At 35.9% G+C, this 15,079-nt stretch carries 8 protein-coding genes, 3 pseudogenes and 1 riboswitch; of the genes and pseudogenes, 2 read left to right on the top strand and 9 right to left on the bottom strand.

Annotation, left to right across the window (positions count from 1 at the left end; translation table 11 throughout):
• Window positions 1-35 precede the first annotated feature (35 nt).
• From DN408_RS30590 to DN408_RS30575, 4 genes and pseudogenes are all read right to left on the bottom strand, one after another.
• Window positions 36-575 (bottom strand): undecaprenyl-diphosphatase, encoded by a 540-nt coding sequence (locus tag DN408_RS30590; protein WP_016126998.1) that lies wholly within the window; start codon window positions 573-575, stop codon window positions 36-38.
• A 22-nt stretch (window positions 576-597) separates the two neighbouring features.
• Window positions 598-1,710 (bottom strand): annotated as a pseudogene (locus DN408_RS30585) (FtsW/RodA/SpoVE family cell cycle protein).
• An 89-nt stretch (window positions 1,711-1,799) separates the two neighbouring features.
• Window positions 1,800-3,128: a magnesium transporter gene (gene mgtE, locus DN408_RS30580; protein ID WP_078179241.1), complete on the bottom strand. Its 1,329-nt coding sequence runs from the start codon at window positions 3,126-3,128 to the stop codon at window positions 1,800-1,802.
• Window positions 3,129-3,339: 211 nt separating this feature from the next.
• A riboswitch (M-box (ykoK) riboswitch) is annotated at window positions 3,340-3,516 on the bottom strand.
• 563 nt (window positions 3,517-4,079) lie between these two features.
• Window positions 4,080-4,928, bottom strand: a pseudogene (locus tag DN408_RS30575) (S-layer homology domain-containing protein); the annotation flags it as partial.
• A 697-nt stretch (window positions 4,929-5,625) separates the two neighbouring features.
• On the opposite strand from DN408_RS30575, the gene brnQ reads away from it, so the two are divergent.
• On the top strand, window positions 5,626-6,951 hold the full coding sequence (brnQ, locus tag DN408_RS30570; protein WP_003189324.1) for a branched-chain amino acid transport system II carrier protein: 1,326 nt from the start codon (window positions 5,626-5,628) through the stop codon (window positions 6,949-6,951).
• A 551-nt stretch (window positions 6,952-7,502) separates the two neighbouring features.
• The gene (gene glsA, locus DN408_RS30565; protein WP_078214540.1) at window positions 7,503-8,432 is read left to right on the top strand and encodes a glutaminase A; all 930 of its coding nucleotides are present in this window, start codon (window positions 7,503-7,505) and stop codon (window positions 8,430-8,432) included.
• Window positions 8,433-9,019: 587 nt separating this feature from the next.
• Here the strand turns inward: glsA and DN408_RS30555 are convergent.
• The 5 genes and pseudogenes from DN408_RS30555 to DN408_RS30535 all read right to left on the bottom strand — a co-directional run.
• Window positions 9,020-9,160: pseudogene (locus DN408_RS30555) on the bottom strand (ABC transporter ATP-binding protein); the annotation flags it as partial.
• Window positions 9,161-9,318: 158 nt separating this feature from the next.
• On the bottom strand, window positions 9,319-11,799 hold the full coding sequence (locus DN408_RS30550; RefSeq protein WP_016126993.1) for an RICIN domain-containing protein: 2,481 nt from the start codon (window positions 11,797-11,799) through the stop codon (window positions 9,319-9,321).
• Window positions 11,800-11,835: 36 nt separating this feature from the next.
• On the bottom strand, window positions 11,836-12,489 hold the full coding sequence (locus DN408_RS30545) for a DUF11 domain-containing protein (protein WP_016126992.1): 654 nt from the start codon (window positions 12,487-12,489) through the stop codon (window positions 11,836-11,838).
• 103 nt (window positions 12,490-12,592) lie between these two features.
• Window positions 12,593-13,318: a DUF11 domain-containing protein gene (locus DN408_RS30540; protein ID WP_016126991.1), complete on the bottom strand. Its 726-nt coding sequence runs from the start codon at window positions 13,316-13,318 to the stop codon at window positions 12,593-12,595.
• A 44-nt stretch (window positions 13,319-13,362) separates the two neighbouring features.
• On the bottom strand, window positions 13,363-15,027 hold the full coding sequence (locus DN408_RS30535; protein WP_016126990.1) for an alpha-helical endospore appendage domain-containing protein: 1,665 nt from the start codon (window positions 15,025-15,027) through the stop codon (window positions 13,363-13,365).
• Window positions 15,028-15,079 lie beyond the last annotated feature (52 nt).

Here is a 15,079-nt window from a genome sequence, read left to right as displayed (position 1 = left end):
ATGTGGTCTGTCGCAAGTATAATAGTGTAGATGCTTTATTTATTATTTTTGAAGTTAGTTTTAACTATATAATGGATTATGAAGGCCCATAAAAATCCTAAAACAGCTCCTATTAATACATCCAGCGGATAATGTACTCCTACCCAGACCCTTGAAAAAGCAATTAAAAAAGCTAACAATAAAAATGCTTTCCCTAAACGTTTTTCATATAAGCATAAAGTTATAGCTATTGCGAAGGCACTTGTAGCATGATCACTAGGAAAAGAGGCATTAGCGGTATGCTCAACAAGTTGTTTTATATTCAACTGAGAAACAAATGGTCGTTCTCTATAAAAAAACAATCCAATAATTCTATTCAACACAAAAGCAAAACAGCATGCTATAATAGCTTGAATTACACAGGTTCTATTTTTATATTTTTTATTTAACCAAAGAATCATAAATAATAGTATGAACATATACTGAGCATATTCAGCAAAAAAGATCATTAAATAATCGATGTATACATTTCCTTTCACATGCTCATTTATATACCGAAATCCATTATAATCTAGATTGTTTATTAAATTTAACATTTCTCCTCCATAAGCAAATATATTATCTTTTTTTATTGAAAATTGAGATATTTATTAAAAGTCCCATTACTATTAAATTAGCCATTAAAGAGCTTCCACCATAACCAATAAATAGAAGGCGGGGTGCCTGTAAGAGAGAACATTCCCGTGACACCTCCTAAATTAACAATAGATTGAAGACCTATCATACTCCCGATTCCTATTGATATTAGACCTCCAAATTGACTTTTACACTCTTGAGCAATCTTAAAAGAGCGAAGTACTATAGTTAATAAACCAGTTAATATGATTAGTACCCCTATAATTCCAAGCTCCTCAGATACAATTGACATAATAAAATCAGTATGAGGCTCAGGTAAAAAACCTTCCTGTTGAATACTATTTCCATACCCACGTCCACTAACTCCACCAGATCCTATGGCAATAAATGAATTTACAAGTTGGTAACCATCCCCTTTTGCATCAAGAAATGGATTGAACACCGTTGTAATACGTGCCATTTGAACATCAGATAAACCAAACCTAAAAAGAAAGTATAAAGTCGGTACCCAAACAATTGAAGTAACAGTTATCCATTTCATTAAAATAGAAATGTTTATTCCAAAACATATAAACATACTTACCCCTATTCCTGAAATTAATAATGCAGATCCTAGATTGGGTTGTTTGTATATCAAAAAGAACGTAAACATTAAAAACAAAATAACTTTACCACTGCCTTACCAATATGATTTTTGCACCTCTTGACGCTTTGAAAAAAAAACTGCTAGTACAATAATCACACCCAGTTTAATAAATTCTGCAGGCTGTATTCCAAATATCCAAGATTGTGCATTATTAACAACTTTCCCTTTCCATAAAACTAAAAATAGTAATATAATACTTACAATTACAATACACACGGAAACGATGCGTTTTTTCCATATATGTAAAGGTAGTCCTATACAAATTATTAACCCTATTACTCCTAAAAAAGTTTATTTAATTGAGAGCGAAAAAAGAAATCACCACTATAACCATAATTTTTTACTGCAACAATTGAGCTAGCACTATACATCATCAAAATTCCAAATATAATTGTAACGATAAGCGAAAACACCAACGGATAATCCAGTAACTTGAATATTTTTTTCATTTCTATTCTCTCTTTCTCCATGCTTCCAAGAATCTTGTCTACAAACTTTACGGGAACGAAACTAGGTATAAAAACTTAGTATAAATTTTTTATAAGCCTAATAACATTTTTGCAATGGTAAAGTACAGAATTAACCCCGTCCCATCGACTAATGTCGTAATGAACGGACCTGAAATAACAGCTGGATCCAACTTTAACTTATTTAGAATCAAGGGTAATACAGATGAAACAATAGACGACCAAATAACAATGAATAATCCAGTTATAGCTACAACTTGTGCGACTTCTGTACCTACGCCTAAAGTGTACGCACGAATTAATGCCGCCACGGCTAATGTAAGCCCAAGTAAAATACCTACTAATGCTTCTTTTTTCATAACACGAAATATATCTTTAAATTTCACCTCATTTAGAGCTACAGCACGAACCAATGTAGTTACGACCTGTGTACCTGTATTTCCACCAGTTCCAATTAACAATGGAATAAAGAAAGCCAGTGCTACTACATGAGTCAAAGTTTCTTCATAATGTCGAAGTACAGAACCAGTATATGCTTCCGCTACAAACAGAAGTAATAACCAACCTATACGTTTACGGTATATTTGCCAAATAGAGGTTTCGAAATATGGCTTATCTAATGGGGTGCTCCCTCCTAATTTTTGAATATCTTCAGTTGCTTCTTCTTCGAAAACATCCATTGCATCATCAAAGGTTATGATACCTATCATCCGATTATCCATCGTTGTTACAGGTATAGCAGATAAATCATAATCCATTAGCTTTTGTACAGCTTCCTGTTGGTCTAGATCCACTGAAACTGAAATGACATCTGATGCCATTATTGATGATAAAGTCTTATCATCTGAAGCTAGCAATAATTCACGAATAGAAACAATTCCATTAAGCTGACCACGCGTATCAAGAACATAAATATACGAAATTGATTCTACCCCTGCCCCAATTTTTCTAATATGCGACAGCGTATCTTTCACTTTCCAATTTTCCCTGGCGGCAATATAGTCAATTGTCATCAGACTGCCCGCTGTTCCAGATTGAAAAGCCAGCAGACTTCTAATTCTTTGTTGAGATTCTTCAGACATAAGTTGTATCAGCTTTTTAGCCTGAAGTGCATGAATTGAAAGAATTACATCAACAAGGTCATCGATAGATTGCCTTGCTAATAGCTCTTCACCTTTATCCAAAGGCAAATTGGTACAAATATTATATTGCTCCTCTGGAGTAAGGTAACTAAGAATTTTCGCACCTTTTTCAGTAGGAAAATATTTCATTAAAGATATCTGATCTTTATGATGAAAATCTTTCATTTCCATTGCAATATCATAGGATTGATTTTTTATAAGCTCTCGCACTAAATGTATGTCTTGTGTCTTTAATAATTGTTGCAAACATTTTTTCATCGTAATTCCTCCTTAAGGACAATGGCACTTGTTATCATTTTCCCACTTCTGGGAAAACAAATTTCTTAATAAATATGGGATCAATATCATCAATCATTAATTTCCCCCCCTTTTATAAGAGATTTATTACAAATAAAATTTTGCATATAAAAAACCTCCCCTAGTGATTCAACTAAAGGAGGTTGATTTAAAAAAGACATAGCTAAATAAAGCTCATTCCCCCTAGTTGAGTTTTGGCACTATACAACGTAAAGGATGAATCTTTCATCACTTAGCTATCTTAAGAAGAGCCTTAATCCGACAATTCCTGTTCTACCCATTGGCATCTTTCGATATTTTTGGGCAATAGCCTGTGTTTGTATAGGAGCCTCACCTAACAGGTTATAAATATTTTAAATTTTTTATTCGTTTCGTGTTAAAGCATATCCACTATTTTTGAGCTTGTCAAGTAATAATAAAACTTATTTCTTCATTTTTTGATATCATACCATTCCCAACTCATAGATATAAACAGCTGTATACTGATTTATATTTATACAACGAACTTTACAATTTATGCGCTAAATTTTCTAAACTATAAACTATTAAATTAATTTTTTTTATTATTACACGTGTCCTGACGCTTTATAATTGAAGAATGGTGTAAAAATAAAATATTTAACGTATTATCCGAAAGAATGCTCCTTCCTCAAGCGTGTGAAGGGCGCTAGCCCAACGGTAGGTCGGAGATGAATGATTGCTTTCTTCGTGGAACTGAGAAGCTTCCACTTCAAGCATTGCTAAATGGCGAGTGGTTCACTGTATTTTATTTCAAACAAGATTTATACAAATGAAATGATTTATAGATTTCCTTATATAAATCTCTCGAAATATTTGAAATTTAAATATAAAAAAGTAGAAAGCATTCTTGCTAACAAAAATGCTTTCTGTTTTACACGATTTTTCTAGTATTTATTTATTTTTATTAAAAAAGATATAACTAGGGTCATAAAATAACCATTGATTATCACCAATACTTAACCATCCATTTTGTTCCTTATATACAGAATATGATTCATTTTTATTTAGTTTACGAATTACTTCATAAGTCGTCCCAGGTCCCTTGCGCAGATTTACACCAGAACCAGTTATGGTAACAACACCTATTGAATTATTGTTATCATTATTTAATACATGTAGCATTCTATTCAGAAAGGCAGCAGCTTCTCCGCGAGTGGCTGTACCTTTGGGCATAAATTCGTTTTTTTCATTTCCTTTTACAATCCCTAGTCCATAAACACGTTGTACAGCCTGTTTATCATACGCTAAGTTCTGATCAGTAAAAGGCAAGTCTACTAGCTTTCCAATAATATTTTTATACTGTAACGCTCGATCAATCATAATGACCACTTCATCACGCTTAATTGTGTCATTTGGAGCAAAAATATTATCTCCCCTACCACTAATGATTCCAGCTGCTGCTGCACGATTAATCCCATCTATTAATGAGGGGTGTGCCGTATTAAGATCAGTAAATTTTGAAGTGCCCTCAGGCAACTTTAAGGCTCTAGTAATAAATGTTGCAAATTCTGCTCGAGTAACAAGACGATCCGGCCAATATGAACCTTGTCCATCTCCTACCATAATCCCTTGCGATGCTAATTCACGAATATCTTTTTCATACCAACCACCGGTAATATCATCTTTATTGTTAGCGTTATAATAGTTTTTTGTACCAACTAAGAAATCATTCCAAGCATCTCTTTTAATCATTTTTGATGGACAAATTTTCCCGCTCCAATTTTGATGTTTAACCACATGATATTCATATTTCTAATAATTACACGCATTTTAGAGTAGCCTATAAAAAAAGAACTACAATGATAAAGAATAATTTACCTCTTGAATTTCAGAGTTTAACAAAATTTTATGCAGTGAATATGGGGAAATTATGTCCGTTATTTGAATTCAAATATTTATCTATAGTAATTATATATTCGAAATAAAATTAACTTATTCAAAACAGGTCTGTTTTCTCACGGACACCAATAAACAGCACGTTCCATCGGTGCCTGTTCCTGTTCATGTCCCTTTTCTTTTTTCTTTGATTCTACTATCTGTAGAATCATAGGAAAGGATGACTTATTTACGATTGAATTTATACCGGGTCTATTTAATTGATATGGTGAACCTCATTATAAAAACTAAAATAAATTACACTTCGCAGCAAAATCAATTCATAATAATTAATCAAGAGACGCTTATACAAATAGCTGCTGATCCCTTCATTCTCTTTTAAATTTCAATATAATAATTTTTGGTATAAAGATATTTCTATATTTAGAGTAAGACAGCACAATAAATTTGAGTATTTATATCATTTTATTTATTTCAAATAGTATTTCAAGTAAAATAAGGGATTTTTTTCATTTTTATTTTTCTGTATTTTCTAATTTCATATGTTATAATGAAAAAAACTTAAATTTCGACATTTTTCGTCAAAAAAGGAGAGTGCTCTATGAAACAATCGTTAACTTTTAAAGAAACAATCCCTATTGGACTTATGCTGTTTGCAATATTTTTCGGTGCAGGTAATATGATATTCCCTCCATTATTAGGATATTCATCTGGAACGAATATTTGGATATCGATTTCGGGATTTGTTGTGAGTAGTATTGGACTTCCATTACTAGCCATCGCTGCTATTTCCCTTTTTGGTGGAAATGTTAGTACCCTTGCTAGTAGGATTCACCCCGCCTGTGGTGTTATTATCCCTCTTATCATTTATTTAGCAATTGGCCCTTTTTTCGCCATTCCTCGTACAGGCACTGTTTCATATGAAATGGCAGTTGCCCCCTTTTTAAGTAACACCATGCAAAATCAATGGTATATATTACTCCTATACACATTTGCATATTTCGCTATAACGTATTATCTATCTTTAAATCCCTCTAAATTAGTAGATAGAATTGGAAAATATTTAACCCCGCTGTTACTAATCATGATTAGTATTATTATTGTTAAAGCAATTTCTTCACCAGTTGGATCTATTTCAACACCCTCTGATTCATATCAGGAAGCTCCTTTTTTCAAAGGATTTATTGAAGGGTTTTTAACAATGGATGCCCTTGCTGCTCTCGTATTTGGAATTATCGTAATTAACGCTATAAAAGAAAAAGGTGTTACAAATAAAAAATCCATTGCTAAATCTACTATAGTAGCAGGGCTTATAGCCGCACTTGGATTATCTATCATATATATATCACTTGCTTATATTGGAGCTACTTCTCAAACATTTGGCACATTTGAAAACGGAAGTGTGTTATTAACAAATTTAGTACAACATTTATTTGGGCAATATGGTCTTTCCTTATTAGGAATTACAATGTTATTCGCATGTTTAACTACATCTGTAGGACTCGTTTCAGCATGTGGGAGATTTTTCACAACACTATTTCCAAAGATTTCTTATAACAAAATCATTTTAATTATTTGCTTATTTAGCTTTGGAGTATCAAACCTTGGTTTGTCTATGCTAATTAAACTTTCCCTACCTATCCTAATTGTTATCTATCCTGTAGCAATTGTGCTAATTATCCTCGCTTTTTTTGATCGATTTATAAAAGATAAGCAGGCTGTCTATGTTGGATCAGTTTTAGGAGCATTACTGATTAGTATAGTACAAGGATTAGAAACAGCAGAACTTGCTAGTGACTCGTTGCTTACTTTCATGCAATACGTTCCTCTATATAACGAAGGAATGGGATGGATTTTAATAGCCTTACTTGGCAGTTTGATTGGTTTGATGATTTCAGGAAGAACTAAACAGTGTTCTACTACGTAAAATCATTAAGGCAATTGTAATCATTGGAACAATGTAACTCTAAAGGGGCGTCTGATTCGTGTACAAAAAGAAAATATATAAACGAAAATAGTATCGGGATTGGATTTTTCCTGGTAATAACATTATGTTAGCTTCTTTGAACTCCCCCCACTTAACACTCTTACGAGATGTTTGAAGTGGGGGATTCCTGCGAACACCGATGTATCCACCAGTTATCTTAGCAGGCTCTGCCCGTAGTTCCTACGGTAAGAACTGAAGTGTCTTGTACGTTGACTCATCACGCTTCCTACTTTAGCTTGGTTTTCGCAACTTCAGCAAGCGTGGGACGATGGAACGTTGAAGATTTTACGATTGCAACGATTTTTCTGCAACCAACCTCATTTCTTCAGTTTTCAAAGAGCAATCTGTACAAGTATATGCTAGCAAACATTTTGACTTACGCCATCCGACATTCATCTGCCACCTATCTGCTAGTGCTATCACACCTTCACACAAATTGAGGAGGAAGTCTTCTGGCGGAAAAAGATAAAAAGGAAAAGGACGTATTAGTTATGCACTGTATTCAAACAAATAACCTAGAACAGTTACTAGACCAAGTACAATCATATACAAAAAAAGGTAAACTGGCTACTTATATCCCAGAACTAAGAAATGCAAATCCAGATGATTTAGGGATTGCAATTTATCATAAAGAAACAGATTATATCCATGCCGGGAACTCCCAAACGCTTTTGACCCTTCAAAGTATTTCAAAAGTAATTACGCTTGCACTTGCACTTTTAGAGCGTGGCGAAGAGTATGTATTTTCTAAAGTTGGAATGGAGCCAACTGGTGACCCATTTAATTCTATTATTAAACTAGAAACAGCTAACCCTTCTAAACCACTCAATCCAATGATTAACGCAGGAGCACTAGCGATTACAAGTATATTAACAGGGGATAGTAATGACGAGAAGATGGAACGGATTCTTTCCTTTGTGCGTGATATTACGGTCAATCCTACAATTAATTACTCTTCAAAAGTAGCCGGCTCTGAATTAGAAACAGCTTACTTAAATCGTTCTCTTTGCTACTATATGAAACAAAATGACATTATCAATGGCGATGTAGAGGCGTTAATGGACTTATACACACGTCAATGTGCAATTGAGGTAAACTGCATTGATTTAGCACGGATTGGTTTGATTTTTGCAATGGATGGATATGATCCATATAGAAAAAAACAAATCGTTCCGGAACATATAACAAAAATTTGTAAAACATTTATGGTCACATGCGGCATGTACAACGAATCTGGTGAATTTGCAATTCGCGTCGGAATACCCGCCAAGAGTGGGGTTGCCGGTGGGATATTCGGATGCGTAAAAGGAGAAATGGGAATTGGTATTTTTGGACCCGCTTTAGATGCTAACGGAAATAGTATAGCTGGTTTTAAAATGCTAGAACTACTTTCCGCACAAGAAGGCTGGAGTATGTTTTAACGAATTCCCCGAAAGAATTCTCCTTCCTCAAGCGTTGGACATCTAGGGGTGGAACACCTCGAAGTAAAGCTCAGGGAGACGAAAGGTTACTTTCGTCGTGGAACTAAGAAGCTCCCTCTTCAAACTTTGCTAAGTGGTGAGTAGTTCACATTCATAAGTTATTATCTAACTGCTGGTGTTCACCATCCAATAAAACCAGTAACTACATCCAAAAAAGTACCCCTAGATTTATCTAGGAGCACTTTTTTAGGAAATACTCTGCTCTCCATGCTTTACCTCACACCCAAAAATAAGGGAGCAGATTCTACTCTATAGGTTGACTGTGAATTTGTCGATTCATGGTAACCCAAGTGGTTGTAAACAATATCATTAATAGTATTACAATGATATATAATCCGGTTTGAGGTATCATGGTACCAATCATTACGCCCATCAATAAGAGGGTTGGAATTTGAATAGTCTTAAGTTTTTCTTTTGGAATCACTTTAGGGATGATTGGCTTTACATTCCATTATTAATACATTTTCGAACAGTTTTTATTTTCATACATCTAAAGAATCCACGATACCTCTATAAAAGTGAATTCATTACTCAAAAACCTCCCTAAACAACTCATGTACTGCTTTACCTTGATGAAAACGAATTTCCTCTACGTTTTCATGTAATACAATATTTCCGTCTTTTAAAAAGATTACCTCATCAAATGTATTTTCAATTGCTTCTATTAAATATTTTTTTACACCATAACACAAAAAAGACATGAGTCTATACTTCTCAATGACTCATGTCTTTTCTTTTTAAAGTTTATTCTACCGTTTTTATTAAAAGCAAATACTTCTACTTTGTGCTACTATATCGAAACACATACTTTATTTTATAAAAAGTATTATTTTAATTTTGTCAATTCCCAACATTGAGCATCTGTACCATTGTCTGGCCATTGTTGAATATTAGCACCATTGTTTTGTATACTACTCTTCAGATCAAGTAATTGGCCGCTATGCTTAGCTATCAATTTAAGCGTTCCATCCGAATTTTTTTCGATTTTCCATTTTTGATGATCTCCACCAATGTCTTCCCATTGTTCTACATTCGCACCATCACTGTTTGAAGCTCCGGACACAGTAAGCAATTTTCCACTATGAACTGCTTTGATTTTATAATACCCATCTGCCATCTTCTCTAGTTCCCATTTTTGATGATCTCCGCCGTTATAATCCCATTGTTGGACGTTTACACCATTATCCTTTGAGGCGCTAGATATATCTAATACTTTTTGACTTCCTTTATTTTTGATGATATAGACACCACTGTAGTCAATCCCTTCAATACCATCGCAACAAAGTATTTTTGCTTTTTGCAATGTATCTTGTTGCAATTTTTCGTCTAAAATTGTTTTTGTTAGTTTGTGGGTCAACTGTTCATTCTCATTGAGTAATTCTTCTGCACTCTGCTTCCCTTCGTTGAAGGCCCGAATTGCATCTTGTATTTTTAATTTTTCTGCTACGATTACTCCTGCAGCCGCTAACTCAGCTTCTCCAATACCTGTCACGATTTTCTTCTGTGCTTCTTTACAATTGCTTTCGTGAATAGCTGTCACTTCATTCGTCATTTCTACTTTACGATAAATTTGTCCATCAGGAATAAGCTTATATTTATAATCAACTTTTGCTTTGTTTGTCACTTTCTTAGGCACTGGGTTATCAATCAACACTTGGAAGGTGACTCTTGTCGTCGTCCCGGGCTCTACCGTACCAATATTCACGCCACTTTCTATATTGCCTGAGAGAGGGCGCCCATCTATCTGCAAACTGCCTGGAACCAACTTCGTTCCATTTGGAATTTGATCCTCAATTACGACATCGGTCAGTTGTGTATCACCTGTATTAGCAACTTCAATGGTATAGGTTATAATGTTACCTGCCTTGACATAAACTGACATGTCTTGCCGTTTCACTACCTCTACCTCTACTTTTCGAATGACCGTAATGGCTTCATTACTATCTGCTGTACCTGAAGAGACCGGTAAGCCTGGGGCACTTTGGAAATCATACACGACAGTAGCTTTATTCACCGCTCTATTGTCTGGTGGCACTTTTAATACTAAGGTTTGAAAGGTAACTTCCGTCGGGCCTTCGATAGATATGGAACCAATGTCTACTCCTTTTGTCGGATCTCCACCAGGTATAGGAACGCCATCGATCTGTAAGCTGTCTTCAACAAACTTTAATTCTGGTGGAAGAGTGTCTTTTAAAATAGTTTTTTGTGCTTCGGTCATTCCACTGTTTTCAATTAATAGAGTGTAAGTAAGGATTTCACCCACGATAGCTGCTTCTTTATCTACTTCTTTATTAATTTTGATTTCTGGACTATTCACATCAATTTGGACACCCAGACCTGTCACTATATAACCATCTGATTTCGAAGTCAGTTGAACTAATGCCTCCGTTTGTGAATTCTCCATAGCTGTAGAAGCGTCCACATTGGTAATATCCCAATTATAACGAACTGCTGGTCCGGCACTTCCTGGTATGACATTTACATTCCCATAGGTACCACTCGTATCTAGATTCCCTGCATCATCATTAATTTGTGAAGCAAAGAAGTTGTCAATCGGATTATTGGGACCTGAAATGGGCTTTAAAGAAGAGGCATCTTTTCCAAAAAGTAACTGATCTCCTGGAATCTTTGAATCTCCTTCCATTGCGGTTAGCAACAATCTTGCTTTGACATCACCAAGTTCAGGCGTAGAGAAGCCAGAAATTTTCTGGCTTACTGATCCCGTTTTCTCAATCGATGCAGTTCCGACATGAATGTTCATATTTCGAAGAGGCAGTGTAGGATCTTTATAAACCACAGATAAAGTCCATCCCCCCACGTTGTTCCCTTTATATCTTTGTACTGTCGCTGGTACACCACTGACAGTATAATTACCAGCCCCACCTGCATCTATAAAACTAGTAACATTGGCAGAGCGAACATAAAATATTTGGTTCGCCTGAGCTACTTGCTGACTCGTAGTCGGATCTGGCGTAATGAGGGTGCTCCCTTTTGGTGAGATTAACGTTATGGCCCGATCTATTTCACTCGTCACATCCTCGGTACTCGTTTTTGTTGATCCACCCCAAATTAGCTCTGCATATAATACTATGCTTCCCGTTGGTAAGCGAAGCTGTGCAGCAGAAGCATTTTCTTTCCAATCTAGTGTGGTACCTGCAGGATATCCTGGTACCTGCTTAGACAAATCTAATGTGATAAATGCACCAATATCTGTATAACTGATATTTATATTACTTAGACCCAGTGTGTTGCCAGTAAAAGTAACCGCCCCGTTAGTCGTGGTTGAATATCGCTGAATAAACGCCATGATTCTCACCCTTTCTCTATTTATCTATTCCTATCCCTACTTACAACCACAACATAGGTCTTTAACTTGATCTAACTTTTTCTTCAACTCTTTTTCCAGATTAGCAATTTGCTGAACTGCTTCCTTTGCACTCTTGTTAATTGCTAGCAAATCCGTCACTTTAATCCGGCCACCTCGGAATGAATTAATTGCTGCTTGAATCTTTTCGCCTTCCATGTAAAGAATCGTGGCTAGGCCTTTTTCCTCTTGTGCGATGGAATGAATGATTAAGTCACGTGACCATTCACAGGTTGTTCGTCCTGCTGGCACATTGGTTTGTACTTCGTTACTGACCGCATCTACATAACCACCTGAATACTGAGAGCCCATGTAAGCTTTATTCCTAATCACTCCACTAGGATGGGGTTTAATCACTTCAACTTTAAATGTAATGATGATAGGCCCTTCAATGGATAGTCTATCAAGTACAATCGTTTTCGTTGGATCTTCACCAGGTTTTGATTCACCGTCAATTTCCACACTATTCGGGACAAACTGCACCTCTTCTGATAGAAAATCCTTAAAATGACAATTAGTAACATCAATTAGACTATCATTGGAAATGGTAAACGTATATGTTAGAATATCTCCTACCACCGCATCAATTTTGTCTACTTCCTTTTCTATACTCACTTTCGGAAAATTAGACATGTGCCTCTCCCTTTCTTTTCTGTAATTCATACCTTATTAGTGATGAATCAGATTCCCTATTTTTCAAAAGCATCTGAGGAAAAGTAAGACATCCTCTTCTTCTCTACTTACAACCACTACATAAATCCTGAATCGTATTTCTCTTGTTCTGTAGTTCTTGTTTCAATGTAGATAATGTTTGAGAAACACTATTTTCACTCTGAATAATCAAATTCTGTTCATTTTTTGTAATCCTGCCACTATTAAAGGCTTGATTTGCCGTCTTTATTTTTTCTGCTTCTGCATCCAGTAACTCCTGAATGGCCTTCTCTTCCTGTTTAATTGAAAATTCAATGGTACTTTGATTGTTCTCACAGTTAGTAGGAGGACGCACAATCACTTTTGTCTCTGTTATATTACTGGCTGCTTCTCCTTTTTTGATAGGCGATCCAGAAGCACTTTCAAATTCATAATTTAAGGTGGCTTTATTTTTCACTAGCTCATCTGGAGGAATATTGATTACTTTCGCTTGAAATGTCACTTCAATCAGTTCTCCTGTTCCTACCATTCCTAGCTTAATCCCATTATTTACATTCACACTAGGTTGAGGCACACCATCCACAAAAACACTACCTGGAACAAACTTCAACTCTTTTGGAAGGATATCTTTCAAAAGAGTGTTTTGTGCGTCAACCGGATCCATATTTGTTACAAGAACGGTATAAGTCAAAATATCTTTTACTTTTGCCTCATTTTTGTTTACTTTTTTATTTATTTCCATCTTCAGACTATCCTCCATTAATCTATTCGCCTCAGTTTTCATATTTACATACCCCCGACTTTGAGACATATTTCATCACCCTTTCCATCATCGAATCAAATTATATATGGATGTTATGAGCAAAAATCACAAATTTCTTGGGTAACAGCGAGTTTATCTTTAAGCACTGATTCTAGTACGATTAGGCTGTCTAACATATCCTCCACACTTTCATTGACAGCGATGAGATCTTGGACTCCTATTTTCTTATCTCCAAACGCACGAGCAGCTACTTCAATTTTTTCTGCTTCTGCCCGCATAATCCTAGCAATGCTTTGTTCCGCCTCAGCAATCGTTTGGATAATCTGATTTTTCCCTTCTTCACAGGTAGGTGGCTCAATCACTTCAATCCCAGGTTTGTTACTAATACTCGTCGCTGTCGAAATAGGTAAATCTGGTCTACTCTGAAAATCAAAGATCATCGATGCTTGATTATGCACCACTTTATCATCAGGCTCTTTCATGATTTTCGCTTGATACGTGATGAGGACTGTTTCTCCTACATCCAAAGTACCAATGTTCACACCCTTAGCAATATCTTGTCCTGGCCATGCCGCACCTCTGATTCGTAAACTATCTGGTAAATATTCAAGTTCTGGATCTAAGTAGTCCTGAAAAATCACATTAGTCGCATCTACATAGCCATCATTTTTTACTTCCAAAGTGTAAGTTACTATTTCACCTACTACAGCTTGTTTTTTATCCCCCGACTTATTCATTTTTACGATTGGGCTATTGGCGTCAATCTGTACTCCATATCCACTCACCAAATAGGTATCTTGCGCCGTCGCAATACGGGCGATTGCCTCGGTTTGACTATGATGCAACGTGTGAGAAATATCTACATTCGTGATATCCCAACCCGATCGTACGCCAAATCCGTCTGATCCAAGAGGCTTATTGAGCGTTCCAGCAGTTCCACTAGTATCTAAATTTCCTAGATCATCGTTAATCTGCGACGCAAAAAAATTATTTCCAGGATTATTCGGCCCAGATATCACCGAAAGCGACGAACGATTGGGACCAAATTCAAAGCGATCGCCAGGAAGATTAGAGTTTCCTTCCAGTGCCGTAAGCATGACACGTCCCTGGATATCCCCACCTTCTGGGGTTTTAAAATTATAAATCAACTCATCCACTGGAGGATTAGACATAGAAATCACTTGAGACCCAACATAAATATTCATATTTCGAATTTTAAGTAATGGATGTTTATAAGCGACAGCCAACGTCCATCCCACTGTATTGGTAGAAGCTAGAAAAAAAGTACAATCTCTTACCGTTCCGGGAATACCACCTACTATATAAGTTCCAGCTCCACCTTTTTGTACAAATTCAGTTACATTCGCAGAGCGAACATAGAAAACTTGACCGCCAAAGACGGACTCTTCTCGTGCAGTGAAGGCATCTGGTGCGATGGATACAGTAGCAGCTGGGGTGGTAAAAGTAATCGAAGTATTGATAGCTGAACGAACATCAGTATATTGATCTTTAGTCGATCCACCCCAGATCAACTCGGCATACAATATTTCACTGTCTGCAGGGATTCTCAGCATAGCCAAAGAGGAATTTTCTTGCCAGTTCATTGTACTTCCAGCTGGATAGCCTGACACTTGTTTAGAACTATCTGTTGTCAAAAAAGCCCCGATATCTGTACTTCCATCTGCATAACCTAATGTATTTCCTGTGAATGTAATCGCACCATTGGTTGTTTGGGTGAAACGATGAATAAATGGCATATTCTTCCCCCTTTTCAATCTAAATAAAGCTATAAATTCTTGTGCTTCTTTC

Source organism: Bacillus sp. AR13-1, assembly GCF_008042285.1.
Taxonomy (GTDB): domain Bacteria; phylum Bacillota; class Bacilli; order Bacillales; family Bacillaceae_G; genus Bacillus_A; species Bacillus_A mycoides.
This window is presented reverse-complemented; position numbering and strand designations above follow the sequence as displayed.